Annotated in this window: 27 protein-coding genes; 18 read left to right on the top strand and 9 right to left on the bottom strand. The window is 46.9% G+C overall.

Annotated elements, in window-relative coordinates; genetic code table 11:
• Window positions 1-346: 346 nt before the first annotated feature.
• From RH061_RS20685 to RH061_RS20670, 4 genes are read left to right on the top strand one after another with little or no spacing between them, the layout of a single operon-like run.
• Window positions 347-661 (top strand): magnetosome magnetite crystal formation protein family, encoded by a 315-nt coding sequence (locus RH061_RS20685; RefSeq protein WP_311072668.1) that lies wholly within the window; start codon window positions 347-349, stop codon window positions 659-661.
• Between the two features lie 11 nt (window positions 662-672).
• The gene (locus RH061_RS20680; protein ID WP_311072667.1) at window positions 673-1,779 is read left to right on the top strand and encodes a DUF4097 family beta strand repeat-containing protein; all 1,107 of its coding nucleotides are present in this window, start codon (window positions 673-675) and stop codon (window positions 1,777-1,779) included.
• A gap of 28 nt (window positions 1,780-1,807) precedes the next feature.
• Window positions 1,808-1,999: a PspC domain-containing protein gene (locus RH061_RS20675; RefSeq protein ID WP_311072666.1), complete on the top strand. Its 192-nt coding sequence runs from the start codon at window positions 1,808-1,810 to the stop codon at window positions 1,997-1,999.
• A gap of 3 nt (window positions 2,000-2,002) precedes the next feature.
• The gene (locus RH061_RS20670) at window positions 2,003-2,359 is read left to right on the top strand and encodes a phage holin family protein (protein WP_311072665.1); all 357 of its coding nucleotides are present in this window, start codon (window positions 2,003-2,005) and stop codon (window positions 2,357-2,359) included.
• 34 nt (window positions 2,360-2,393) lie between these two features.
• Here RH061_RS20670 and RH061_RS20665 read toward each other — a convergent pair whose 3' ends face one another.
• From RH061_RS20665 to RH061_RS20630, 8 genes are all read right to left on the bottom strand, one after another.
• Window positions 2,394-3,137: an N-acetylmuramoyl-L-alanine amidase gene (locus RH061_RS20665; RefSeq protein ID WP_311076485.1), complete on the bottom strand. Its 744-nt coding sequence runs from the start codon at window positions 3,135-3,137 to the stop codon at window positions 2,394-2,396.
• 166 nt (window positions 3,138-3,303) lie between these two features.
• Complete coding sequence (locus tag RH061_RS20660) at window positions 3,304-3,534, bottom strand: DUF2164 domain-containing protein (RefSeq protein ID WP_311072664.1); 231 nt, start codon at window positions 3,532-3,534, stop codon at window positions 3,304-3,306.
• Between the two features lie 166 nt (window positions 3,535-3,700).
• Window positions 3,701-4,426: a GntR family transcriptional regulator gene (locus RH061_RS20655; RefSeq protein ID WP_311072663.1), complete on the bottom strand. Its 726-nt coding sequence runs from the start codon at window positions 4,424-4,426 to the stop codon at window positions 3,701-3,703.
• A 59-nt stretch (window positions 4,427-4,485) separates the two neighbouring features.
• Entirely contained in the window at window positions 4,486-5,211 is a 726-nt protein-coding gene (gene nagB / locus RH061_RS20650) for a glucosamine-6-phosphate deaminase (protein WP_396654833.1), read from the bottom strand.
• Between the two features lie 26 nt (window positions 5,212-5,237).
• Window positions 5,238-6,407, bottom strand: coding sequence for an N-acetylglucosamine-6-phosphate deacetylase (gene nagA / locus RH061_RS20645; RefSeq protein WP_311072661.1), 1,170 nt, complete (start codon window positions 6,405-6,407; stop codon window positions 5,238-5,240).
• 133 nt (window positions 6,408-6,540) lie between these two features.
• Window positions 6,541-7,455, bottom strand: coding sequence for an N-acetylmuramic acid 6-phosphate etherase (gene murQ / locus RH061_RS20640; RefSeq protein ID WP_311072660.1), 915 nt, complete (start codon window positions 7,453-7,455; stop codon window positions 6,541-6,543).
• Window positions 7,436-8,521, bottom strand: coding sequence for a DUF871 domain-containing protein (locus tag RH061_RS20635; protein ID WP_311072659.1), 1,086 nt, complete (start codon window positions 8,519-8,521; stop codon window positions 7,436-7,438). The genes murQ and RH061_RS20635 overlap by 20 nt, the downstream gene beginning before the upstream one ends.
• Before the next feature lie 108 nt (window positions 8,522-8,629).
• Entirely contained in the window at window positions 8,630-10,003 is a 1,374-nt protein-coding gene (locus RH061_RS20630) for a PTS transporter subunit EIIC (protein ID WP_311072658.1), read from the bottom strand.
• 270 nt (window positions 10,004-10,273) lie between these two features.
• On the opposite strand from RH061_RS20630, the gene hprK reads away from it, so the two are divergent.
• From hprK to RH061_RS20605, 5 genes are all read left to right on the top strand, one after another.
• Window positions 10,274-11,209: an HPr(Ser) kinase/phosphatase gene (gene hprK, locus RH061_RS20625; RefSeq protein WP_311072657.1), complete on the top strand. Its 936-nt coding sequence runs from the start codon at window positions 10,274-10,276 to the stop codon at window positions 11,207-11,209.
• Between the two features lie 278 nt (window positions 11,210-11,487).
• Complete coding sequence (lgt, locus tag RH061_RS20620; RefSeq protein WP_311072656.1) at window positions 11,488-12,300, top strand: prolipoprotein diacylglyceryl transferase; 813 nt, start codon at window positions 11,488-11,490, stop codon at window positions 12,298-12,300.
• 74 nt (window positions 12,301-12,374) lie between these two features.
• On the top strand, window positions 12,375-13,319 hold the full coding sequence (locus tag RH061_RS20615; RefSeq protein ID WP_311072655.1) for a nucleoside recognition domain-containing protein: 945 nt from the start codon (window positions 12,375-12,377) through the stop codon (window positions 13,317-13,319).
• Window positions 13,309-13,953 carry a pyrophosphatase PpaX gene (gene ppaX, locus RH061_RS20610; RefSeq protein WP_311072654.1) on the top strand — a complete coding sequence of 215 codons (645 nt, stop codon included), beginning with the start codon at window positions 13,309-13,311 and terminating at the stop codon, window positions 13,951-13,953. Before RH061_RS20615 ends, ppaX begins: the two co-directional genes overlap by 11 nt.
• Window position 13,954: 1 nt before the next feature.
• A complete protein-coding gene (locus tag RH061_RS20605) occupies window positions 13,955-14,491 on the top strand; it encodes an acyltransferase (protein ID WP_311072653.1) in 537 nt (178 codons plus the stop codon).
• A gap of 313 nt (window positions 14,492-14,804) precedes the next feature.
• On the opposite strand, the gene RH061_RS20600 is transcribed toward RH061_RS20605, so the two are convergent.
• Entirely contained in the window at window positions 14,805-15,356 is a 552-nt protein-coding gene (locus tag RH061_RS20600) for an HAD hydrolase-like protein (RefSeq protein ID WP_311072652.1), read from the bottom strand.
• A gap of 193 nt (window positions 15,357-15,549) precedes the next feature.
• On the opposite strand from RH061_RS20600, the gene RH061_RS20595 reads away from it, so the two are divergent.
• From RH061_RS20595 to RH061_RS20555, 9 genes are all read left to right on the top strand, one after another.
• Window positions 15,550-16,725, top strand: coding sequence for an ATP phosphoribosyltransferase regulatory subunit (locus RH061_RS20595; protein WP_311072651.1), 1,176 nt, complete (start codon window positions 15,550-15,552; stop codon window positions 16,723-16,725).
• Entirely contained in the window at window positions 16,722-17,345 is a 624-nt protein-coding gene (hisG, locus tag RH061_RS20590; RefSeq protein ID WP_311072650.1) for an ATP phosphoribosyltransferase, read from the top strand. The genes RH061_RS20595 and hisG overlap by 4 nt, the downstream gene beginning before the upstream one ends.
• 122 nt (window positions 17,346-17,467) lie before the next feature.
• Window positions 17,468-18,736: a histidinol dehydrogenase gene (gene hisD / locus RH061_RS20585; RefSeq protein WP_311072649.1), complete on the top strand. Its 1,269-nt coding sequence runs from the start codon at window positions 17,468-17,470 to the stop codon at window positions 18,734-18,736.
• 24 nt (window positions 18,737-18,760) lie between these two features.
• Window positions 18,761-19,348 carry an imidazoleglycerol-phosphate dehydratase HisB gene (gene hisB / locus RH061_RS20580; RefSeq protein WP_311072648.1) on the top strand — a complete coding sequence of 196 codons (588 nt, stop codon included), beginning with the start codon at window positions 18,761-18,763 and terminating at the stop codon, window positions 19,346-19,348.
• 55 nt (window positions 19,349-19,403) lie between these two features.
• On the top strand, window positions 19,404-20,042 hold the full coding sequence (hisH, locus tag RH061_RS20575) for an imidazole glycerol phosphate synthase subunit HisH (protein WP_311072647.1): 639 nt from the start codon (window positions 19,404-19,406) through the stop codon (window positions 20,040-20,042).
• A complete protein-coding gene (hisA, locus tag RH061_RS20570; RefSeq protein WP_311072646.1) occupies window positions 20,042-20,773 on the top strand; it encodes a 1-(5-phosphoribosyl)-5-[(5-phosphoribosylamino)methylideneamino]imidazole-4-carboxamide isomerase in 732 nt (243 codons plus the stop codon). The genes hisH and hisA overlap by 1 nt, the downstream gene beginning before the upstream one ends.
• Window positions 20,773-21,531, top strand: coding sequence for an imidazole glycerol phosphate synthase subunit HisF (gene hisF, locus RH061_RS20565; RefSeq protein WP_311072645.1), 759 nt, complete (start codon window positions 20,773-20,775; stop codon window positions 21,529-21,531). The genes hisA and hisF overlap by 1 nt, the downstream gene beginning before the upstream one ends.
• Entirely contained in the window at window positions 21,528-22,172 is a 645-nt protein-coding gene (gene hisIE, locus RH061_RS20560) for a bifunctional phosphoribosyl-AMP cyclohydrolase/phosphoribosyl-ATP diphosphatase HisIE (protein WP_311072644.1), read from the top strand. Before hisF ends, hisIE begins: the two co-directional genes overlap by 4 nt.
• Window positions 22,173-22,663: 491 nt before the next feature.
• The gene (locus tag RH061_RS20555; protein WP_311072643.1) at window positions 22,664-24,172 is read left to right on the top strand and encodes a tetratricopeptide repeat protein; all 1,509 of its coding nucleotides are present in this window, start codon (window positions 22,664-22,666) and stop codon (window positions 24,170-24,172) included.
• Window positions 24,173-24,343: the final 171 nt, after the last annotated feature.

Below are 24,343 nucleotides of genomic sequence, written 5' to 3'. Positions count from 1 at the left end.
AAAATTAGGATGTCGGTTCAATTATTCATGATTTCCGTGCAATTATGGCCGGTAAGCATGCAATTATCACCTATCTTTGTGCAATTACGATGATTTTCCGCGCAATTAAGCATGTCGAGTAAGAGAATAATTTTTCCAGTTAAAGAAATAAGCGAAATATCCTGCAAAAACCACTCAAGCAGAACGAAATCTACAAGGAAATCCCCTATAAAAGGCATTCACACAAGTTTCACTAGCCGATATACGTATTTAACAAGGGATAAATCACAATATGTCGAACTATTTTCATAAAGATATGAAACTTCCAGGATTCCGGAGCGTATTAATTTCTAAGGAGATGAAGAGGATGGATACGAAAAGGATTCTGTCTGCTTTGTGCTATTTCAGTGTTATGTTTGCCGGGATTTTGTTTCCGCTTGTAGCTTATTTGGCTTCCGAGGATGAGGATGTAAAGTTTCATGCGAAGAAGGCACTGCTGTCACATCTTATTCCGTTGATTCCGCTGCCGCTTATTTTGATTGCAGCTATAATCGATTTTACAGGAGGGACCGGGGGATTCCCTCTGCTAATGTTCAGCAGCGCTATTTTAATGGTCATACTGAGTCTGATCGTGTTGATCTGGAATCTGGTCAAAGGGATAAAAGTGCTTAATATAAATTGAGGGGGATGGAAATGATGAAGGAAGAACGTAAAAGGATTCTTAAATTAGTTGAGGAAGGGAAAATGACGGTTGATGAAGCTTTATTCCTGATTGAGCAAATGGAGCAGGGTAACGCGCAAAGCCAATCAACTGCATTGTCAACGGATGTAAAATTTGAAGAAAGCCAAAAGGAAGAGTTCAAGAAGGAAGACTTCAATACTTATAAATTCAATTCTGTAAAAGACAAGGTGCTGGACTTTGTCGATTCAGCATTCAAAAAAATAAAGGATTTCGATTTGGATCTAAATTTTGGCCAGTCTGTCGATATCACGCATATTTTCCAGCAGGGCGATGCTTATCTGAATCAGGTGGATATTGATATGGCAAATGGATCTGTAAAGGTTGTGCCATGGGAGCAAAAAGATGTACGTATCGAGTGCAGCGCAAAAGTATACCGAGTCGAAAACCAGGATGAGGCACGCAGGAAGTTTTTAGAGGACGCGATTTTCACGATTGAAAACCAGAAGCTCCGTTTCTCGGTCCAGCAGAAGTGGATGAAGGTAGATGCGGTCATCCATATCCCGAAAGAAGAATATGAAACGGTTCGAATTCGTCTGTTTAATGGCTCCATCGAAGGTGAAAACTTAACAGTAAAGGACTGCCGCGCAAAAACTGCGAACGGCAAAGTCTTGCTTGGGAATCTCGAGTGCGGCAAGCTCGAGACAGAAACTGCAAATGGACAAATCACAGTCGCCAGGAGCGCAATCAAGGAGCTTGAAGTTGAAACGATCAATGGCGCCATCAAAGCGGATGGCTTTTTCGATCAAGTCGATCTCCAATCTTTCAATGGCAATGTCACATGTACAGTGAAAAATCAGGATTGCGAAAGCGTAGAAGTGAAGGCGACTACCGGCAGCATCGATGTATTCCTGCCAGAGAAAACGCCGGCCAGTGGTGAGTTGAAATCGAATCTTGGCGGCTTTACAATTGAAATCGACGGCATCCAGGTCGTTGAAGAGAAAAGCGATATGGTCCAGAAGAACCTGCGTTTCAAGCCTGCCGAAAGCGGACAAAAAGCTGTCAGGCTTTATGCGGATACAAAAACCGGCTCCATTGCAGTGAAAAAATTAATCCAATAGTTTTGTGGAAACAGGAAGGGTGAAAGAAATGAAATTAACCCGCTCACGGAAAAATCGAATGCTGGCAGGAGTGCTCGGAGGCATGGCAGAGTCCTTTGGGATGAGTGCAGCACTCGTACGTATACTGTTTGTAATCTTGACGTTCAGTACTGCGTTTTTTCCCATGGCCATGATTTATCTTGTGCTAGTGTTCGTACTGCCAAACGGGGAAGGGTATTAAAAGATGAGATGGCTGTTAGGAATTGTCATTAACGCTGTTCTCTTCATGGCTCTTGCTGGCTATTTCGAGGATGATATTTATCTTTCAGGCTTTGGTGCCGCTTTGGGAGCAAGCTTCGTTCTATCGATCCTGAATGTTCTCGTTAAGCCAATCTTGATTCTGCTAACGCTCCCTGTAACAGTGCTAAGCCTTGGGCTATTCTTGTTTGTCATCAATGCCATAACGCTGATGCTGACGGATAGTTTGATGGGGAGTTCATTCGAGATCTCCAGCTTCGGCATGGCGCTGCTCACTGCCATCATCATGTCGATCGCCAACTTGATCATCCAGAACACGTTTTTAAGTAAGTCAAAAGAGTAGAGAAAAGGCCGGCACATAAGTGTCGGCCTTTTCTCTATTCTTTGTCAATATAGACATCAAAACCTGCTTTTCTCAATCGCTCAGCAAGCTCTTTGGCGTTTTCCTCATTTTCGAATGCGCCTGCCTGGACTTTAAACAGCCCGTCTTTTTTAGCTGGTGCAGGGGCTTTTGCTGGTGGCGGAGCTGGCGCTGGGGCCGGTGCGGGTGTCGGACCAGGTGCAGGAGCAATAGCCTTGCGCTGCAGCTTGAACTGCTCAGCCAATGCCTTCACGATGCCTTCCGCAATCGTTCTGCGGTAAGTTTCAGAACGCAGTAGTTTAATTTCATCGCGGTTTGTCATGAATCCGCATTCCACAAGCACGGCGTCCATTTTTGTTTCCCTCAGGACATGGAAATCGGCTGTTTTCACACCACGGTTTTCGAGGCCCGTCGAGACGACAAGGGTACGTTGGATTTTCTGGCCCAGCTGATAAGCCACGGGCGGCCTTGATGGATAGATAAATGTTTCAATTCCGCCGACATCGCTCCAGCCGCCGCTGCCAAAAGCATTTGCATGAATTGAAACAAATATATCTACATTCAGGCTGTTTGCCTTATCTGTCCTAGCCTTCAATGATACATCCTGCTGATCAGAATGAGAAAAATACACTGTGACATTCTTATAGTTTGCCAGCAGCTGTCTGGCATAATTGGCCACAGCCCTGTTAAACTCATATTCTCTCATACCATCAGGACTTCGCTTACCCGGGGTGTTGTAGCCATGCCCAGCATCAAGCATGATTCTCAATATTATCACACCTTCCGATAAAAGATTTCCTCATCAGTATATATATGACCAAAGGCCGAAAAAGGACATAGTGACATCAGATAAAGCCGGTTAGAGTGTTAAGAATCTCTTTTTGTAACTACACATTCAAAATTTTAAAAAAGTGAAATCTCAGCCATTATTTATTCAATTCAAAAATGTCCTCAACCCGCTGCGATATAAATTCATGGGCATCCTGGATTCCGATGTTGTAAAAGTGGGGGGCGAGCTTGTCGGCAACGAACTCAAGAATCAGCAAGGCAGCCAGGTCGCCTAGTTCCTCTCCGCGCTCTTCAAGAAAATATCTCTTGATTTCGTCCGTCATCTGATTCTTCGCGTGATCATCAATCTGGAAATTTTTCAGCATCATATCTACTCCTTATACTATGTATTACCCTCATTGTAAGCGAGTCAGACAAATATTTCGACAGAAGGGTTCGATTATTTCCGTGGAAATAAGTATTCCTTTTCGACATTCTGTAAAAATCGGCTTCCATCAAAATAAAAAGAGACCCAAATTGGATCTCCTTAAATGATCAGCCACGCTGCATGGTGTGGACGAATTTGTATCGGTCGGCGCGATAGGCAGATTTGACGAATTCGAATGGTGTGCCATCTTTCAAATGTGAAGTCCTGAGAATCAGGAGGACAGGGGAGCCTTTTTCGATTTCGAGTAGGCGTAATTCCTGTTCCTTTGCAATGGACGCTTCGATTTGCTGGGTGGCTTCGTGGATGGTCAGTGACAATTTTTCTTCGATATACTGATATAGCGACTGGTTGATGATGTCTTCTGTCAATCCTTTGACCAGATTTGCCGGCAGATAGGTGGTCTCAAGGGCCATCGGCACATTGTCTGCAAGCCTGACACGCTTGATTTCATATACCGGAGTATTTTCACTGAGTTTGAGTCGCTCAGCAATTTCCCGTCCGGATGGGATGATTTCAAAGGATACGAGTTTGCTTCCAGGAGTGAAGCCTCGTTCTTTCATGTCTTCTGTGAAACTTGTCAATCCTTGCAGCCGTTGTTCGACCTTCTTTTTGTTCACGAATGTGCCTCTGCCTTTTTGTCGGTACAAATATCCGTCATTTACAAGATTCGTCAATGCCTGCCTGATGGTCATCCTGCTGATCTGGAACATATCTGCATAGACGCGTTCAGAAGGAATCGCTTCATCTGGCTGGAGTTCGCCGCTGTCGATCTGAGTTTTGATATATTCCTCGAGCTGATGGTAAATAGGTATGGGTGAACGTTTATCAATCATAAGTCATTCTCCTGACTGCGTGCATTTATCGGCTGTTTTGCTTGAATTTCTTAAAAGCTTTAAAGCAATGCTGTCGCTTCTTTATCTGCGAATATCGTTACATTTCGATGATTTTGAAGGATGGAAGCAGGGAAGTGCTCGCTGACATCTCCATTCATCAAACGGGCAAGGGCTTCTGCTTTGGAAGTGCCGGAAACTAGCAGGAAGATTTCTTTGCTGTCCATGATCGAGGCGATTCCCATCGTGATGGCTTGCTTAGGTACATCCTCCAATGATTCAAAGAATCTTGAGTTGGCTTTGCGCGTGCTTTCTGCCAGATTGATGATATGCGTCCTGCTATCAAAGGGAGTGCCTGGTTCATTAAAACCAATATGGCCGTTCTGCCCGATTCCGAGGATCTGCAGGTCAATGCCGCCATGCTCTTCAATGAACTGCTCATAGCGCCTGCATTCCTTATCGAGATCCTTCGCTGTGCCATCTGGGATATGTGTCTGGTCAAGTGGGATATCAATGTGCTCAAATAAATGTTCACACATGAAGTAGTGATAGCTATTATGATCTTTTTTTGGAATGCCAATGTACTCGTCCAGATTGAATGTGTTGATATCTTTATAGGAAGTCTGGTTCTGCTTATGGTCCCTGATGAGTTCCTGGTAGAGGCCGGTTGGCGTACTTCCGGTAGCAAGTCCAAGGTTCAGCGATGGATTCCTCTTGATTCGTGAGATGATTTCCTCTGCAGCTTCCTGGCTGAGCTCCTCGTAATTTGAAGTTGAAATCAGTTTCAATGTCATCACTCCTTTCATAACTGTTTTTAACGGTCATAGCTGGCGACACCACGGCAAAAAGTCATGGCAACCTCATGGTTATGGTCCAGGACGACAAGATCAGCGTCTTTGCCTGGAGCGATACTTCCTTTTCGGTCAAAAATATTCAGCTGCCTGGCAGGGTTTTCGCTGGCAAGCTTGACGGCTTCTTCAAGGCTGATCCCCGTGAATTCCATCATGTTTTGCAATGAATCTTTCATTTTTAAAATACTGCCGGCCAGTGTGCCATCAGCTAAAAGCGCTTTTCCGTCCGCGACGCTAACTTCCTGTCCGCCAAGGTCATAGCTGCCATTCTTAAGGCATTTCGCTCTCATTGAGTCGGTGATTAGTATGACACCATCTGTTCCTTTGGCGCGAATCGATAGATCCAGCATTTCGGGAACGACATGGATACCATCTGCAATCATTTCAATCTTCAACTCTTCAAAAAGGAGAGCTGCACCGGCGACACCTGGATCCCGATGGTGCATGCCGCGCATGCCGTTGAACAGGTGCGTCACATGGGTAGCTCCCGCCTTCACGGCTTCAGCCATCTGTGCGTATGTGGCATCCGAGTGGCCAATCGAGGCTATGACACCATTTTCAGCAAGGTAGGCAATAAGATGATTGCCATTTTCTTTTTCAGGAGCGAGTGTCACTAGCCTGATATTGTTTCCGGAAGCCTCCTGCATTTTCGCGAACAGCTCGATATCCGGTGCAATGATGTGCTGTGCAGGCTGGGCTCCTTTGCGAGCTTCATTGATGAAGGGTCCTTCCAAATGGAGACCGAGTACCTCCGCTTTACCTGGATGGTTATGACGGCTGATATAATTGGCGGCATTTTCCAATGCTTTCATTATGGCCATTTGATCCTGGGTGATGGTCGTTGCCAGGAAGCTAGTTGTGCCTTCCTCAGGCAAAACTGACGCCATCGTCGTGATCGCCTCAATGGTTCCATCCATCGTATCGGATCCGCCAGCACCGTGAATGTGCACATCGATGAACCCTGGGACAATCGTGCTGCCCGCTGGAAGCTCGACGACCTCGGCCTGATGTTGGGGGAGGGAGGTTATCGGGCCCGTTTCGGCAATCTTCCCGTGCTTTATATAAATAAATCCTTTTTCAATCATGCCAACCTGTGTTAACACAGAGGCATTGATGAGCAATAAATCCTTCATTTTATATCACCTGAAAGTTGTGTCCTGTTCTTCTTTCTTTACCCTTTGTCACTCTTATTATACAAATACCCGCCAGGGCTTGTCTATACCACAATACGCAAGTGTTGGTGAAGTCGATTTTGGTATAGACAGGTTATTTGCCGTTGTTTTCGTAAAAATCGCTGATGGCGTCGCGCAGATAGCCTTCATGTTTTTCCAAAAGTTCTTTTGCCTCAGTGCCCCTGAGTCCCGTCGTGATTTGGAGGATGGCCGCTTTCGTGTGATAGTTTTGCTCCTTTATGGCTGTTCGAGCTTCCTCGTCAGACGCACCGGTTGCCATTTTCACGATATTGACAGCGCGGTTATGTAATTTTTCATTCGTCATCTGGACATCGACCATCAGGTTGCCATATACTTTGCCCAGTTTGATCATCGAAGCAGTTGACAGCATGTTCAAAATCAGTTTCTGGGCCGTACCTGCTTTCATCCTTGTGGAACCGGTGATCACTTCAGGTCCGACAACCGCGGCAATGGTATGGTCGGAGATTTTCTCCATTTCGGAATCCTTGCTGCAGACCACGGATACTGTTGTTGCTCCAATCTCCTTTGCGTACTCCAAAGCCCCAATCGTATATGGTGTGCGTCCACTGGCAGCGATCCCTACAACAATATCATCAGGTGTCAGGTTGATGTTTACCAGATCAGCCCGGCCCTGGTCTTTGTCATCCTCGACTCCTTCCAGTGCTTCGGTCATCGCTTCCTTGCCGCCGGCGATGATCCCGATGACAAGTTCCGGGGCCGTTCCGAATGTCGGAGGGCATTCGGAAGCATCGATGATTCCGAGCCGCCCGGAAGTCCCTGCACCAATATAGATCAGTCGGCCGCCGTTTTTAAAGGCAGCGACGATTTTGTCGACGACTTCCGAAATGTTCGGAACCTGCCTTGCGAGCACATTCGGAACGATTGTGTCCTCCTGGTTGATAACGGTGATGATTTCCTCTGTCGACATCAAGTCAATATTCATTGTTTTCGGGTTCTGTTGTTCTGTATTAAGCTTTGCTATTTCCATGTCCATCCCTCACAATAAAATGAAATTTTTGTCCTGCTTTGATCTCATCAAGCAATGGCAGGTCTTCATGTACTACTTTACCAATGCAATTTACTTTTTCGTCCTGTGGCAGGTCATTTACGGCGATTTGCAATTCGCCAGCATAGCGGCCGTATAGCTCATTGTCGATGGTAATCGTTCCGCGCAGCCTTTCGTGCTGATTAGAAGGTGGAATCTTTACTTCTCCTATCGAAGCAAAGGAGCGTGATTCAACCGCCCTAATGACATCGCGGGCAGGGTCCATTCGGTTCGTCAGCGGCCTATTCATTAATTCGGAGTGCTCCTGGCTTTCGGGCTCAATCCGCAGCGGGATGATTTTTTTACCCAAGAAAGCCAATAACTCCAGCTGTTCGTCTGTTACAGAGTGATCCCCAATCAAGATCTTATCGGTAAAACAAGAGCCCATCAGTTCTGCAGCAGCTATGTGCGGCAGCTGACACCGATGTTTTTCAAGGGTAGGGAGCCCGGAAAAAACAGGCCCGCGCAAATCCTTATCCCCAGGGACGAAAGCCATTGTCGTAATTCCAAAGGAACGGAACATTAGATTTCTTTCTATCAGGAAACCCTTGTCCAATCCCGTTTCAGGGCGCGGGTAAAAATTATGCCATGCTTCGACGTTGCCGGTATTTAAACCGGCACCTTTCCAGGCAAGCAGTTCCTCTTTCGTTACCGTACTGGCATTGATTCCTATCTTCATTTTATGCGAAAGCTCCACAATCTGCTGTATTGTAAATCCATAATCAGCCCTGATTCCCGATAGCCCCCATTGAAGCAGCTCATCGTATTGCTCCCATTCGAGGCCGAGGTAATCCAATGAGCGAGGAGAGACATCGGCCATCAGCTCCATGCTATGCTTTTTCGCAAGTTGTCCGAGCTTCTGTAAAAGCTCTTTATACTCAGCAGGATTGTCTTCAGGTATATGTAAGGAAGTGAAGATGGAGTTCAGTCCATATTGAGCTGCTTTTTCAATCCAGGCTGCATTTTGATCCATCATATCCTTTTTCAGATATACGGAAATGCCAAGCATGGCAATCCCTCCAATCAAAAATGTGTGTTTGAAAATTGAACAACGAAAAGGCCACTAGAAAAGAAGAAAGGAGGAAAATTGCTCTCCTCCTTTTTCTGTATTTGCCTGTTAGATGTCTTTAGCCATTTCTTCTTTAAAGCCAAACGTCCAGGTGAAGATGAACCCGAATACGTAGGCAAGCAGAAGCCCAAGCAAGTAGAGCAGTATTTGATTTGTATGAACTAGGAAGGCAAGCGGGATACCGGAAACACCGATGGCAATCGTTGCAATTTTAAAGAATGCCTGGAATGCTCCGCCGACTGCTGCCCCTAGACATGCAGTGATGAATGGACGGCCAAGCGGCAGGGTGACACCGAAAATAAGCGGTTCGCCGATGCCGAGCATACCAACTGGAAGCCCGCCCTTGATGACCTTTTTAAGTCTCTCATTCTTTGTTTTAAAGTAAATCGCAAATGCCGCACCAACCTGGCCTGCACCACCCATTGCAAGGATAGGCAGCAGCGGGTCGTCACCAATCGTGTTGATCAATTCCATATGCACAGGAGTCAAGCCCTGGTGCAAACCTGTAACAACAAGAGGAAGGAATGTTCCGGCAAGGACCAGTCCTGCAAGGATTCCGCCGACATCAAGAAGGCCAAGCAAGCCCTTTGTGATCAAATCGGAAATCCATCCCCCAACAGGCTGAAGCACGAATAATGTAGCAATACCAGTAATCAATAATGATAGAGTAGGAGTAATGATAATATCCAAAGAAGACGGAACGAATTTACGGATCCGTTTTTCAAGCAATGCAATGAAAGCTGCAGCAAGCATGACGCCGATCAACCCACCGCGGCCAGGAACAAGTGCTTCACCAAACAAAGTGATGTTCGCAAGACCCGGGTTGATGATCAGGATACCAGCAGCACCGCCAAGTGCAGGCGAGCCTCCGAATTCACGAGCCGTGTTGATACCGACAAATACACCGAGATAACTGAAGATACCCCAGCCGATCAGGTTAAGAAACTGAATAAGCGTCGATTCAGGGTCAGCACCAGAACGGATGATGACATTGGTGATTCCCGCAATTAAACCGGATGCGACAATCGCCGGAATCAGCGGAATGAAGATGCTGGCAATCCTTCTTAGGAAAAGCTTGAACGGAGTCGCATTTTTCTTGTTGAGTTCGTCCTTCGTACGTCCTGCAAGTCCCTCGAAGGGATCCGGATCGGATTCGTCTACTAAACTGGCAGTCTTGCCGGTGATCTCTGAAACTTCATTCGCTACTTTAGTGACAATCCCAGGTCCAAGGATAATCTGTAATGTTTCTGCTTCAACGACACCGAGCACGCCATCGACTTTTTTGATGCCGGCAAGATTGACTTTGCTGTAGTCAGCCGGCTTGACACGCAGGCGGGTCATGCACGAGGCAACATCAGCAATATTATCTGCGCCGCCAAGCTGCGCAAGTATTTCCCTTGCCAGGCGTTCTTCATTACGCATGGTATTTCCCCCTCTTAATGTTAATTAATAGAAAATAATGAATTCGCTTACAAACTGATGATAACAAGCTTACTGTATAGTTGTCTATACCTTTTTTTAAAAATTGAGCAGTTAGTATTAATATGAAGGGGTGGATAATACCAATTTGGAAGTTTGCCTGCGAGGATGGTGTTTTTTATCAGCTTATATTTGGTTCTTCATGAAAAAGTGCTAAAATAAAAGGTATTGTGATCATGTGGAAATTTACACTTTTATAAAGGAGGAACTTCTTTGCCGAAAGTCCGTACGAAAGACCTCATCAAGAAATTCGACATGGAATTGATAAGTGGAGAGGAAGGAATCAACCGTCCAATCACCACGACTGACATTTCAAGACCAGGACTAGAAATCGCTGGCTATTTTGAATATTATCCTGCAGAGCGCCTGCAGCTTCTCGGTAAAACAGAGCTGACCTTCTTTGAAAAATTGGCTCCCCGAGACAGGGAAGAGCGGATGCAAAAGCTTTGTACAGATATTACACCGGGCATCATTGTCACGAGAGACATGGAGGTTCCTGCCGAACTGGTCGAGGCAGCAGAACGAGAATCAGTGCCGCTTTTGCGATCAAAGCAAAAAACGACAAGGCTCTCCAGTCACTTGACAAATTATCTTGAAAGCAAGCTGGCACCGACGACCGCAGTCCACGGTGTACTGGTCGATTTGTATGGAATAGGCGTCCTGATCACTGGAAAAAGCGGTGTAGGTAAAAGTGAAACAGCGCTGGAATTGGTCAAAAGGGGACACCGTCTCGTAGCCGATGATTGTGTTGAAATCCGCCAGGAGGATATCGGGACACTCGTCGGGAACTCACCTGATTTGATTGAGCATCTTCTCGAAATCCGCGGCGTAGGGATCATCAATGTGATGACGCTGTTCGGTGCTGGTGCCGTACGTTCACATAAACGGATTTCACTGATCATTGACCTCGAGATCTGGGACCAGAAGAAATCTTATGACAGATTGGGACTTGATGAAGAGAAGCTGAAAATTCTCGACACTGATATAACAAAGCTGACGATCCCGGTTCGCCCAGGCCGAAACCTTGCTGTCATCATCGAGGTAGCAGCAATGAACTTCAGGCTGAAGCGCATGGGTGTGAATGCAGCAGAGCAATTCACCAACAGGCTGTCTGATGTCATTGAAGACGGCGACCATGATGAACATTAATCAGTAAAATTTAATGCAACTGTACACTTAGTTTTACGAAATAAACCTTAATCAAACGTTTGATTAAGAACGGTCAAAGTGTTGGTACGACTGATTTTTTTAATTATTTGAGTATATATATAATTAAATTCGAGAATTGTCTAGCTTCAGCGCCTAGCCCTCCGAGTCGCTTCGGTCCACCCCATGAAGTCAAAGAACGACTTCACCGGTCGGCCCTCCAGCGCTTGTCAGGGCTGGACAAGGCGCTTGCGCTTTTCTTGTGATAAAGGGGAAATGACATGGAGAAAAATATTCAGCCGATCGACCCGATTGCCTTTTCGCTCGGGCCGATCCAGGTGCACTGGTATGGTGTCATCATCGGACTTGGAATTGCGCTTGCGTTATGGATTGCCATGCGCGAAGGCGAACGCCGCGGACTTCCGAAAGATATTTTTGCGGATCTGATGCTTTGGGCGATCCCGATCGCAATCCTATCAGCAAGGCTTTACTACGTAATCTTCCAGTGGGATTATTACGCACAGTATCCAGGTGAAATTTTCAAAGTCTGGAATGGCGGCATTGCGATTCATGGTGCGTTGATTGGATCTGTAATCACTGCGTATTTCTTTACAAAGGCACGGAATGTTTCGTTTTGGAAGCTGGCGGACATCGCTGCGCCAAGCATCATCCTTGGACAGGCAATCGGCCGCTGGGGAAACTTCATGAACCAGGAAGCCCACGGCGGAGAAGTGACTAGGGCATTTTTGGAGAACCTCCACCTGCCTGAGTTCATCATCAACCAGATGTACATCAATGGAACGTATTATCATCCAACGTTCTTGTATGAATCGATCTGGAATCTGCTCGGTTTCATCCTGCTGATGTCGTTGCGCAGAGTCAATCTGGGCCGCGGGGAAATTTTCCTCAGCTATATCATCTGGTATTCAATCGGCCGCTTCTTTGTTGAAGGAATGCGAACAGACAGCCTGATGCTGACAGAATCATTGAGGATTGCCCAAACCATTTCAATTGCACTGATTGTTTTTGCAATTGGCTTATGGATTTTCAGAAGAGTCAAGGGTTATTCAAAAGTACGATATTTAGAGAACTAGAAATTTCGGATTACTAAAAGTGAAAACTTACAAATACATGAATCAAGGCATTAAGTAATGGGAGAGATGATTCAATGGGTTCTACATTAAAAAGAGGGTTGATGGTTGGCTTGAACACAACTTGGGCGCTCGGGAAGGTCATCTTTCCCGTCACCTTGATTGTGTCGATCCTTCAATACACCCCGATCCTGCCATGGTTAATCAAACTGATCACGCCACTGATGTCGCTGCTCGGATTGTCAGGGGATGCGGCAATTCCGCTTGTCATCGGGAATTTCCTTAATTTATACGCGGCGATTGGAGCGATCCTGACACTTGATTTGACGGTAAAAGAAGTCTTCATCATTGCGGTGATGCTGAGCTTTTCACATAATATGCTGGTTGAATCGAGTGTAGCCGTCAAGGTTGGCGTCAAGCTTTGGATTATCGTCCTGGTCCGTCTCGGACTCGCATTCATATCTGCAGTGGTCATCAATCTTGTTTGGAATGGCGGATCTGAAATCGCGAAATACGGGATGGTCCCTGCTAAAAGTGAAGAGGTTTCAGGATGGGGAGCAATCCTGCTTGAAGGCATCACGAAGGCGGGGCTCGGCATATTCCAGCTGGCCATCATCGTCATCCCGCTGATGGTCGTTGTCCAGATCATGAAGGATAAGCAATGGCTTGCCGTTTTTTCAAGATGGATGGCACCTGCAACAAGAGCGCTCGGCATGAAGGAGAACACATCGACGACAATGGCTGCCGGCCTGCTGATCGGGCTTGCATATGGCGCTGGCGTGATGATCCAGGCGGTCCAGGAAGATGGAGTCAGCAAGAAGGATGTCACGCTGGCATTCATATTCCTCGTTGCCTGCCACGCCGTCGTTGAAGATACTTTAATTTTTGTTCCGCTTGGAATTCCAGTGCTGCCGCTATTGCTGATCCGACTTGGTGTGGCAATCTTACTGACAATCACAGTTGCGATCATTTGGAACCGCGCGGACATCGCAAAAAGAAAGGAAGCAGTATATGAACAATAAAATAGATACGGTCCTGTTCGATCTTGACGGGACCTTGATTGATACGAACGAACTGATTATTTCATCATTTCTCCATACAATGGAAACCTATTATCCCGGCCAATACAAACGGGAGGATGTCCTTCCGTTTCTAGGGCCGTCGCTTAAGGAAACATTTGAGCCGATGGATCCCGAAGGCTATGAGGAAATGATCAAAACCTATCGTACATACAACCTGGCTAACCACGATATGCTGGTAAAAAGCTTCGAGGGCGTTTACGAAACAGTCCGGACACTGAAAGAAAACGGCTTCCACCTTGGAATCGTAACCACGAAGCTATCTGATGTAGTCCAGATGGGCTTGAAGTTGACAGGTTTGGATGAGTTCTTCGAGGTTGTCGTCGCGCTTGATCACGTTGAAAAAGCGAAGCCGGATCCGGAGCCGCTTTTAAAAGCATTGGACATGCTTGGTTCTTCACCGGACCGTGCAATCATGGTCGGTGATAATCATCATGATATCCTTGGCGGCAAGAACGCCGGCACCAAAACAGTCGGTGTCGCATGGTCCATCAAGGGAAGAAAGCATCTAGAGGAATACAAGCCAGATTATATCTTGGAAAATATGGCTGATATCCTGCCAATACTCGGGGTGTAAAATGAGAAGGACGACTCGTTACCGAGTAGAAGGAGCAAACTCACTCTGGCATGTGTATAAAACCGTCCCGTTCTGGAAAGTCGTCAAAAATTTCGTCGTCATCCAGGTGGCGCGCTACACGCCGTTTCTTGGTATGAAAAACTGGCTGTACCGCACCTTTCTGCGAATGAAAGTCGGCGACCAGACCTCCTTTGCGCTGATGGTCATGCTTGACGTCATGTTCCCAGAAAAAATCTCTGTTGGCCGCAATACCGTCATTGGCTATAACACGACGATCCTGGCGCACGAATATTTGATCAAGGAATACCGCCTCGGCGACGTTGAAATTGGCAGTGAAGTCATGATCGGCGCCAATTCCACCCTCATGCCAGGCATCAGGATCGGTGACGGCGCCATCGTCTCTGCCGGAACACTCGTACACAAAGACGTCCCGGCCGGAGCCTTTGTCGGCGGCAACCCGATGCGCGTGATCTACACAAAAGAAGAACTCGCAGAACGCTGGGCAGATGATGAGATCTATGGGACTAGCACCAAATAACAAAAAGCGAAACGGACATTGCTCCGCTTCGCTTTTTTTCGTATCCATTAGTTTTCAAAGTAGCAAGATTTTAGATTGTAGCCCTTCGGTGAAAAATTGGATTAACGAGGATCCGCTACTGGAAAAAATCCGCGAAAATTTCCAAGTCGCCAATAAAAATTGATTTTCGCCAATAAACATCTATTTATCGCCAATAAAATCAAATTATCGCCAATAAAATTAGTAAATCGCCAATAAAAATGTTTTTTCGCCAATAAAAGTCCTCTGCTGCAAAAATAAACTCCTAATTAGATTAAATTTATGCATTTCACTTCTACTTATATGGAAATTCCGAATAACAATAGATGGTTTTGTCTGCAAACTCATTCGCTTCACGGAAGGAACAGGTTTGAATTCCGATTTTCCTTGCGGGAATCAGGTCGGTGCTCTGATCGCCGACTGCAAGGTCCAATTGATACCGATCATGCAGGTACTTATAGGCATGGATATCCGGCTTTAGCGAATAGCCGTCATCAGCAGGGCATATGACTTCCTCGAAAAATGGCCCGAGATCCCAGTGTTCCAGCAGCTCTTCTGTTGAGCGCCGATTACGATGCGTGACGAGTACATTTGCATCCGCGCTTGCAAGCACATCCTTAACATATGTAAAAAGCGGCTTCCTGTCATTGGACAAAGTGCGTTCAATCTCGCGGAATTCAGTTACCTTCTTTTTATCGACACCGTAAAATTCATAGGCTGTCCCATATTTCAAATGAGGCAGGACTTCTTCATACTTCAGATCTTTATTTGCCACAACCGTAAATGCCTCGACAAGTGTCGGCCACGTATCAAGGATTGTACCGTCCAGGTCCCAGAGGATTTTCATTGCGCAAGCCCCCTTTTTATTTGCCACCATTCTACCAGCTCTATTTTAAAAAGCAAACATGAACAGCTTATGGTTGACGGATAATAAAATGAACGATAAACTACATATAACTTCATCTTGTTACCATATTAGCGAACTAAAGGATTGAGAATATTTATATATTAAGCACCAGCAACGAAGAGGGTGAAAATCAATGAGCAGATTATTCATGTTTGAAAAGCCGCTTGGCATGCGGGATACACTTCCGGAATTGCATGAAGCGAAGGAAAAAGTCCGAAGCTCCATTCAAAAAGAAATGAAGCAATGGGGTTTCCAATTCATCGAGACACCGGCGCTCGAATATTACGAAACAGTTGGCACGGCTTCAGCGATCCTTGATCAGCAGCTGTTCAAGCTGTTGGACCAGCAGGGGCATACGCTTGTGCTGCGGCCGGATATGACCGCACCGATTGCGAGGGTTGCGGCTTCTAAATTATTCAAGAATCAGGTTCCGTTAAGATTGGCTTATTCTGAGAATGTCTACCGCGCCCAGCAGCGGGAAGGTGGCCGGCCGGCTGAGTTCGAGCAGATTGGTGTAGAGTGCATTGGCGACGACTCGGTAAGTGCAGATGGCGAGATGATCTCACTGGCGATTTCCTCGCTGAAAAAAGCTGGACTGGAACAGTTTCAGCTTTCCGTCGGGCATGTGGGTTTCGTCAATGAATTGTTCGTCCAGATTCTAGGCACGGAAGAAAGAGCCAGGGAACTGACGAAATTTTTATATGAGAAAAATTATGTCGGTTATCGCGAGCATGTCAAAGGTTTGCCACTGTCATCAATCGATTCACAAAGGCTTCTCGCATTCCTTGAACTGCGCGGCGGTCCTGAAGTGATTGACAGGGCATCCGAGCTGATAGAAAACGGAAAAGGCAGGGCGGCGCTTGATGAATTAAAGCTGCTTTTTGACATCATCGAAGATTTCGGCGGCAGCGACCGAATTAAATTTGATTTACCGATTGTCAGCCATATGAGTTATTATACGGGCATTCTATTTGAGGTTTACGCAGGAATGGTGGGCTTCCCAATCGGCAATGGCGGTCGCTATGACAAACTGCTCGAGAAATTCGGGAAATCGACTGGCGCCACGGGATTCGCGATCAGGCTCGACCGTCTGCTTGAAAGCCTCGGCGACTTGGGTGAATTTGAACCTGTCACATGCATTCTTTTCAGTCATGAACGAAGAAAGGAAGCATACCAGCTTGCTGCCCAGCGCAGGGAGGCCGGGGAACGGATCATCCTCCAGGACATCAGCGCCGTTAGAAATCTTGATGCTTGTTCCGCTGCTTTTGCTGATGTCGTTTACCTTGTTGGGAAGGAGGGAGTGCAATGAATGGACAGTTGACCATCGCGATGCCTAAGGGCAGGATTTTTACCGAAGCGGTTGAGCTGCTGCGGAACGCCGGCTTTAATTTGCCTCCTGAATTTGATGATTCCCGCAAGTTGATCATTGACGTGGAAGAAGAAAATTTCCGCTTTATCCTGGCAAAGCCGATGGATGTCGCTACATACGTCGAACATGGCGTTGCTGATCTCGGGATTGCCGGAAAGGACGTCCTGCTCGAGGAAGAAAGGGACGTCTACGAACTTCTGGATTTAAAAATAAGCGGCTGCTATCTTGCTGTCGCGGGATTGCCGGATACGAAAATGAATGATGTCGCCCCGAAAATCGCGACGAAATATCCGAACATCGCCGCAGCCTATTTCCGTGAACAGGGTGAGCAAGTAGAAATCATCAAACTGAATGGATCAATCGAACTTGCGCCATTAATCGGGCTCGCCGACAGGATCGTCGACATCGTTTCAACCGGAAGGACATTAAAGGAAAATGGCCTGGTCGAATACGAAACGATCACAAACGTCACCTCTAGGCTAATCGTCAATCCAGTAAGCTATCGGATAAAGGATGAGCGGATCAGCGAGCTGATCAAACGTTTGGATAAAGTTATCTAGACCAGATAAACAGAGTCTGGAATTTATTGAACCGAAGTCTTTTATATAAAAAGCTGAACGAACCCTAATCAATCATTCAGCTTAGATGATATAGATCGTGAATCTGAAAGGATTTGAATTCCATGGAGATTTTACAAATAGATGGAAGCTTGTCGCTCAAACGGACAGTAGATGGCGGAACGGAAGAGCAACGAAAAGCGGTACAGAGCATTATCGCGGAAGTCAGGGCTTCCGGTGACCAGGCGCTCAGGACTTTTACCGAAAAGTTCGATAGAGTGGCGCTCGGCGATTTTCTGGTAACAGACGATGAAATTTCAGAAGCCTATAAATCGGTCAGCAGCCAGCTCGTGGACATTATCACAGAGGCAGCAGACAATATCCGTAACTACCATGAAAAGCAGCTGCGTCCGTCATGGATGACGACCGAGGAAAATGGCACGATGCTCGGGCAGAAGGTGACGCCGCTCGATTCTGTCGGTGTATATGTGCCTGGCGGGACAGCGGCTTATCCTTCATCGGTCTTAATGAATGTCATCCCGGCAAAAACCGCTGGTGTTCAGCGGATCGTGATGGTATCACCGCCTGGACAGGACGGTAAGCTCCCTGCAGGAGTGCTCGTTGCCGCAGATATTGCCGGGGTAAAAGAAATCTATAAGATTGGCGGAGCCCAGGCGATCGCGGCTCTGGCATACGGGACTGAAACGATTCAGCCAGTCGATAAAATCACAGGGCCGGGAAACATTTATGTCGCCCTCGCCAAGCGTGAAGTTTTTGGCGACGTTGCGATTGATATGATTGCAGGTCCAAGTGAAATCGGCATTTTGGCGGACGATACAGCGCATGCCAATGAAATTGCAGCGGATCTGCTTTCCCAGGCAGAGCACGATCCGCGGGCATGTGCGGTTTTAGTGACAACATCCCGTACTCTTGCTGAAGATGTTCAAAACGAGGTATACAAGCAGCTATCCCAATTGCCTAGAAAGGAAATCGCGACACAGGCAATCGAAAATTTTGGAGCGATTTATGTGGCAGCTGATATGGATGAGGCAGTCGGCGCCATCAACCAGCTGGCGCCGGAGCACCTTGAAATCATAACAGAGAATCCGATGGAGCTGCTCGGTAAAATCAAGCACGCTGGCGCGATTTTCCTTGGTAGATACAGCTCAGAGCCTGTCGGAGATTACTTTGCCGGACCGAACCATGTCCTGCCAACGAACGGGACAGCGCGCTTCTCAAGCCCATTGAGTGTCGAGGATTTCCAAAAGAAATCGAGCATCATCCTTTACAGTGAGAAAGCGATGGCCGACAACGGTGCAAAGATTGCACAGTTCGCCCGGCTTGAAGGGTTGGAAGCCCACGCCAGGGCAGTGGAAACAAGACTTAAATCGTAATGAAAGTGGATGGAGGGAAAGCTGATGGAACGCACCGCAACGGTGAATCGATATACAAATGAAACAAAGATAGATCTTGATTTTAGTATAGATGGCGAAGGGAAAACGGAACTGGAAACTGGTGTCCCTTTTCTTTCGCATATGCTCGATTTGTTTGCAAAGCATGGACAATTTGATTTGAATGTAGATGCGAAGGGTGATGTAGAGGTGGATGGCCACCATACAACCGAGGATATTGGCATCTGCATCGGACAGGCGCTTCGCGAAGCACTCGGCGATAAAAAAGGGATCAAGCGCTATGGCAACGCCTTTGTTCCAATGGATGAGGCCTTGGCGCAGGTGGTCATCGATCTTAGCAACCGCCCGCACCTCGAAATGCGCGCAGAATTCCCTGCCCAGCAGGTGGGAACTTTTGATGTCGAGCTTGTCCATGAATTCCTGTGGAAGCTGGCACTCGAAGCAAGAATGAACCTGCATGTCATCGTCCACTACGGAAAAAACACTCACCACATGATCGAAGCAGTGTTCAAGGCCCTTGGCCGCGCGCTTGATGAAGCGACGACCATCGACCCGCGGGTAAAAGGAGTACCTTCATCGAAGGGAATGCTGTAGGGGAACTTACAACCAGTTTCCCCGGAATACTTGAAAAAAGGAAGGAAGTAAACTCATGATAGGCATCGTCGATTACGGCATGGGCAATCTGTTCAGCGTCAGTAAAGCGCTCGAACGGCTGGATGCGCCATATTTTATTTCACAACATAAAGGCAATTTAATGGATGCAGATGCGATGCTCGTCCCTGGTGTCGGTTCATTCCGAGATGCTATGGATGAATTGAACCGAACCGGTTTGACGCAAATGATCCGTGATTTTGCATCGACCGGCAAGCCTGTGCTCGGAATCTGCCTCGGCATGCAGCTGTTGTTTGAAGAAAGCACGGAAAATGGGCTGACAAAGGGTTTGAACCTGCTCCCTGGTAAAGTGGAACGTTTTACAGGAGTGACCGCAGAAGGCCAGCCTTATAAGGTTCCGCATATGGGCTGGAACAAGCTTCGTTTTATGGGTGCCTCGCCATTGCTGGACTCTCTTGAAGAAGATTATGTTTACTTTGTTCATTCTTATTTTGTAAAAACGAACGAGCCTGGAGTCCTGGTCGCGGTCGGAGATTATTATGATGTTGAAGTGCCTGCCATCGTTGGCCGGGAAAATATATTCGGGATGCAATTCCATCCGGAAAAAAGTAGTGGTATGGGAATGGCGTTGCTCCGGAATTTTGCCAACCTTGCAACAGAAAGGATGTCTGATTAATGAAATTCACAATCTACCCGGCGATCGACATGCGTGGCGGAAAATGTGTCCGGCTGCTGCAAGGCGATTATGAAAAGGAAACAGTTTATGGAGATTCTCCTTTTGAAATGGCGAAGAAATTCGCTGATGAAGGAGCAAAATGGATTCATATGGTCGACCTCGATGGAGCTAGGGATGGCAAGAGGGTGAACGATCAATTCGTCATCCAGTCAGCGAAGGAGCTTGGCGTGAACATCCAAATCGGCGGCGGAATCCGCAGCGAAGATGATATCAATCACTATCTTGAAAATGGCGTCACCCGTGTCATCATTGGCAGCATTGCTGTATCGAATCCGGAGTTTGCAGAGGAGATGGTCAGGAGGTACGGGGCAAAAATCGCAATTGGTCTTGACGCGAAAAATGGATTCGTGGCTACACACGGCTGGCTGAACACTTCAGAGGTAAGTGCTGTCGAGCTTGGTAAAAGATTCGCTGACGCCGGAGCAGAGACCTTTATTTTTACCGACATCGCGACGGATGGTACGCTAACAGGGCCAAATGTCGAGGCAACCCGCCAGCTTGCCCTGGAAACAGGCAAAAGCGTCATCGCATCTGGAGGTGTCAGCTCGCTTGACGATCTAGGTGCTCTCCGTCAGCTAAGCGAAGATGGCGTAAGCGGCGCAATTGTCGGCAAAGCTATTTATGAAGGGCGCTTTTCAGTAAAATCAGCGCTTGGATTGGGGGGATCCTGATGTTGAGCAAACGGATCATTCCCTGCCTTGATGTAAAAGAAGGACGCGTCGTAAAAGGAGTGCAATTTGTGCAGCTTCGCGATGCCGGCGACCCTGTCGAGTTGGCGCGCGTTTACGATGAGCAGGGAGCAGATGAGCTCGTATTCCTTGATATATCTGCATCTGTTGAAGGAAGGAAGACAATGGTCGACGTCGTCAGGGAAGTCGCATCAGAGCTGGCCATCCCATTCACTGTCGGCGGCGGCATAAACACACTCGAGGATATGAAAAAGATGCTTCGTTCAGGAGCTGACAAAGTGTCCTTGAATACTGCTGCTGTCAATAATCCAAAATTAATCGCAGAAGGCTCTGATTTCTTTGGCGCACAGTGTATCGTCGTCGCCATCGATGCGAAATACGACCCAGAGCTTGGCTCATGGCGTGTTTACACCCACGGCGGGCGCACACCGACTGATTGGGAAGTGATTGACTGGGCAAAAGAGGCTGTCCGCCTCGGAGCCGGAGAAATCCTGCTGACAAGCATGGACAGTGATGGCGAAAAGAAAGGCTTTGACCTGAGATTGACCCGTGCTGTGAGTGAAGCGGTGACTGTCCCGGTGATTGCCTCTGGCGGTGCCGGAAACGCCGGCCATTTTGTTGAGGCTTTTACCGAAGGAAAAGCAGATGCCGCACTGGCTGCATCAATCTTCCACTATCGCGAAACCTCTGTAAAAGAAGTAAAATCACATCTCCGTGAAAAAGGAGTGACCGTACGATGAATTTAGAAGAATTGAAGTTTGATGATAAGGGTCTGATTCCTGCAGTTGTCCAGGATGCAGCGACACGTGAAGTCCTGACCGTTGCCTATATGAATGAAGAATCCCTTGCCAAGTCGCTTGAAACACGGGAAACCTGGTTTTACAGCCGTTCCCGCCAGGAGCTCTGGCATAAAGGCGCAACGAGCGGCAACACCCAGAAGATCGTCGAGATAAAATACGACTGTGACGGAGATTCCCTCGTGGTGCTCGTCGACCCAGCCGGACCGGCATGCCACACCGGCGCAGTCAGCTGTTTCTCGGAAAACCTGCTAGAGCCATCTGCTGATGAGCTTACATCATTGGGTGATTTTGCTGTAATGCTTGAGTTAGAAAAAACCATTCGCCAGCGCGAACAGGAAATGCCGGAAGGCGCCTATACTACCTATCTATTTGAAAAAGGCGTCGACAAGATCCTGAAAAAAATCGGTGAAGAAGCCGCCGAAGTCATCATCGCCGCCAAAAACCGCGACCCCGAAGAACTGAAGTGGGAAGCCGCGGACCTTCTTTACCACCTGATGGTCCTGCTGCAAGAACAAAAGCTGCCGCTTAAAGAAGTACTAGGAGTATTGAATAAAAGGAAGAAGCCCAGCGCAGAAGAATAGATTGCGCTGGGTTTTTGCACTGAATTGTGTTAGTTGAAATGCAATATTAGCATGTCTATCAGCGTTGGGTAGCCATTATAAGGATATATTGCAAAAAAATCGCCCTCTTGAGATCAATTTAAACCCGATATAGGGTTAAATAGGTAACTGGAAAAATTATTCTGTTAATAAAACTAGATAATTGCACCAAAAACAACTGGAATTGCACACTCATCCACGATAATTGCACAAAACTAAGCCGGAATTGCACGGATAACTGCAATAATTGCACATTTATCCAAATTAAGGAAAATGAAATGCACCAGCCCTCCATCAATGACATTCCGATCATCCCTGCAGCCCACATTTTCAAATCCACACCTTCTCGAACACTCTGTCCGTATGTTATACTACATTAGTTAAAGTTGCTTCGATAAAACACTGTATGTGTATTCTTATACAATCTAAAGGTTCAAAGGATATGGTTTACTAAAATACAAATGGAGGATCACATGGGAAAAGACTCTAAAGCAATGAAGCAAAAAGGCCAATTGCTGTCATTCGTTCCGACTGGTGAGTACTATTTCACCAAAGGGGTCAAGGCTTTTCACAGGCGGGACCTTAAAAAGGCTGAGAAGTATTTCCGACGAGCGATGCATCTTGAGCCTGGCGAGCCGATGATCGTTTGCCAGCTGGCGATTGTGCTGTCGGAGATGGGTGAATATCAGCAGTCTAACCGCCTATTGCACTTGGTCCTCGAAGAACTCGATGAAAACATGGCAGAGTGCCATTATTTCTTAGCGAATAACTATGCTCATCTGGGATTGTTCCGCGATGCGTTCAGGCATGCTAATCTTTATTTGGAATTGAATGAAGATGGCGAGTTTGCCGAGGATGCGAACGATCTGCTTGATCTTCTGACAATGGAAGCGGAAGAGATGGATGAGGATTATTATGAAGAGGATGACCTGATCGTCAAGCAGGAGGAAGCGCGCAATCATCTTGAATCGGGCGAGTTTCCGAAGGCGATTGAGATCTTCCAGGAGGTCATCGAAGAGTATCCGGAATACTGGTCAGCCTACAATAATCTGGCGCTGGCGTATTTTTACCTCGGCGAAGCGACGAAGGCACGTGACATCCTGAATGATGTGCTCGAGCGGAACCCTGGCAACCTGCATGCATTGTGCAATGCCCTTGTTTTTGCGCATTATCAGGGTCAGGAGAAGGAAGGCCAGGATCTTAAGGACTCTCTGGAAAAAATCCATCCGATCCACGTTGAACATCAGTTCAAGCTTGGTGCTACATTTGCGCTTGTCGGTGAGTACGAGCTGGCATACCGCTGGCTGAAGAAGCTGCAAAAAACAGGCTTTGAAGGCGACGGTGCCTTCTATTACTGGCTGGCGCATGCTTCCTATTTTACCGGCAGGGAAAATACCGCAGTATCAGCCTGGAAAAAGGTGCTCGAGTTCAGTCCTGAAAAAGAGGGAATGGAGCCGTGGGCTGACAAACGTGACGTAAAATTTGAATCGCAGGTTTCGGCGATCCTGAACCAGCTGAACAGCGATTATCCGGAGGAACGGCTATTTGCGCTATTCCTTACATCTCTGTCTGCTAAAAAGAAAGAAATCCTTGCGGCCGATACATCAACAGATAAAATGACCGAAATGGAAAAATCATACCTTGCGTATGTGAGTTCCGGCAAACTGAACAGCAAGGAAGATGAAGTAAAGGGCGCGCATGAAACGGCAAAGCTTCTTTATGACCACCACCAGCCGATCGGCAAAAATGAAGCTGGTGTCTACATTATGTGGTTCTCAGTATTCGAGCAGGCAGCTGAAGCGGGCTATGACTTCAAGAACAAAAAGGCGTGGGCTGCAGCGGTGGATTATCTGTGGGATAAACTAAGAAATATCAAGACGTCAAAAGCGGCAGTCGCGAAAAAATACGGTTTGTCTGTATCGACGCTTTCCAAATATATAAATTTGGCAAACGAGTTTCTACAGGAAGAAGACAGCATTTAAGAGGGTAAACTAAGTCCGAGAAATCGAGACGAGGTTTACCCTTTTCTCATTTTTAAAAAATACAAAAGAGGGTATGTAAAAACTATATGTCAATTCCGTGAACTTAAGCATATTTTTGGACTATGCTTCACTTGTTTTATAGGATATGTTTAGGCAGGAAATACTAATTAT

This window comes from Mesobacillus jeotgali, assembly GCF_031759225.1.
GTDB lineage: Bacteria > Bacillota > Bacilli > Bacillales > Cytobacillaceae > Mesobacillus > Mesobacillus jeotgali_B.
Note: the sequence above shows the minus strand (reverse complement) of the source record. Positions and strands in the feature narration are given on the sequence as shown.

Excerpts from the sequence above, each read along its gene's own strand:
- RH061_RS20605 (WP_311072653.1), top strand. The coding sequence starts at position 13,955 with ATGAGAAGGACGACTCGTTACCGAGTAGAAGGAGCAAACTCACTCTGG.
- RH061_RS20615 (WP_311072655.1), top strand. The coding sequence starts at position 12,375 with ATGGGTTCTACATTAAAAAGAGGGTTGATGGTTGGCTTGAACACAACT.
- RH061_RS20670 (WP_311072665.1), top strand. The coding sequence starts at position 2,003 with ATGAGATGGCTGTTAGGAATTGTCATTAACGCTGTTCTCTTCATGGCT.
- RH061_RS20555 (WP_311072643.1), top strand. The coding sequence starts at position 22,664 with ATGGGAAAAGACTCTAAAGCAATGAAGCAAAAAGGCCAATTGCTGTCA.
- RH061_RS20665 (WP_311076485.1), bottom strand. The coding sequence starts at position 3,137 with ATGCTTGATGCTGGGCATGGCTACAACACCCCGGGTAAGCGAAGTCCT.
- RH061_RS20685 (WP_311072668.1), top strand. The coding sequence starts at position 347 with ATGGATACGAAAAGGATTCTGTCTGCTTTGTGCTATTTCAGTGTTATG.
- lgt (WP_311072656.1), top strand. The coding sequence starts at position 11,488 with ATGGAGAAAAATATTCAGCCGATCGACCCGATTGCCTTTTCGCTCGGG.
- hisA (WP_311072646.1), top strand. The coding sequence starts at position 20,042 with ATGAAATTCACAATCTACCCGGCGATCGACATGCGTGGCGGAAAATGT.
- RH061_RS20595 (WP_311072651.1), top strand. The coding sequence starts at position 15,550 with ATGAGCAGATTATTCATGTTTGAAAAGCCGCTTGGCATGCGGGATACA.
- RH061_RS20600 (WP_311072652.1), bottom strand. The coding sequence starts at position 15,356 with ATGAAAATCCTCTGGGACCTGGACGGTACAATCCTTGATACGTGGCCG.
- RH061_RS20655 (WP_311072663.1), bottom strand. The coding sequence starts at position 4,426 with ATGATTGATAAACGTTCACCCATACCTATTTACCATCAGCTCGAGGAA.
- ppaX (WP_311072654.1), top strand. The coding sequence starts at position 13,309 with ATGAACAATAAAATAGATACGGTCCTGTTCGATCTTGACGGGACCTTG.
- RH061_RS20680 (WP_311072667.1), top strand. The coding sequence starts at position 673 with ATGATGAAGGAAGAACGTAAAAGGATTCTTAAATTAGTTGAGGAAGGG.
- RH061_RS20675 (WP_311072666.1), top strand. The coding sequence starts at position 1,808 with ATGAAATTAACCCGCTCACGGAAAAATCGAATGCTGGCAGGAGTGCTC.
- RH061_RS20630 (WP_311072658.1), bottom strand. The coding sequence starts at position 10,003 with ATGCGTAATGAAGAACGCCTGGCAAGGGAAATACTTGCGCAGCTTGGC.
- hisIE (WP_311072644.1), top strand. The coding sequence starts at position 21,528 with ATGAATTTAGAAGAATTGAAGTTTGATGATAAGGGTCTGATTCCTGCA.
- hisH (WP_311072647.1), top strand. The coding sequence starts at position 19,404 with ATGATAGGCATCGTCGATTACGGCATGGGCAATCTGTTCAGCGTCAGT.
- nagA (WP_311072661.1), bottom strand. The coding sequence starts at position 6,407 with ATGAAGGATTTATTGCTCATCAATGCCTCTGTGTTAACACAGGTTGGC.
- murQ (WP_311072660.1), bottom strand. The coding sequence starts at position 7,455 with ATGGAAATAGCAAAGCTTAATACAGAACAACAGAACCCGAAAACAATG.
- RH061_RS20660 (WP_311072664.1), bottom strand. The coding sequence starts at position 3,534 with ATGATGCTGAAAAATTTCCAGATTGATGATCACGCGAAGAATCAGATG.
- RH061_RS20635 (WP_311072659.1), bottom strand. The coding sequence starts at position 8,521 with ATGCTTGGCATTTCCGTATATCTGAAAAAGGATATGATGGATCAAAAT.
- hisD (WP_311072649.1), top strand. The coding sequence starts at position 17,468 with ATGGAGATTTTACAAATAGATGGAAGCTTGTCGCTCAAACGGACAGTA.
- hisF (WP_311072645.1), top strand. The coding sequence starts at position 20,773 with ATGTTGAGCAAACGGATCATTCCCTGCCTTGATGTAAAAGAAGGACGC.
- hisG (WP_311072650.1), top strand. The coding sequence starts at position 16,722 with ATGAATGGACAGTTGACCATCGCGATGCCTAAGGGCAGGATTTTTACC.
- hisB (WP_311072648.1), top strand. The coding sequence starts at position 18,761 with ATGGAACGCACCGCAACGGTGAATCGATATACAAATGAAACAAAGATA.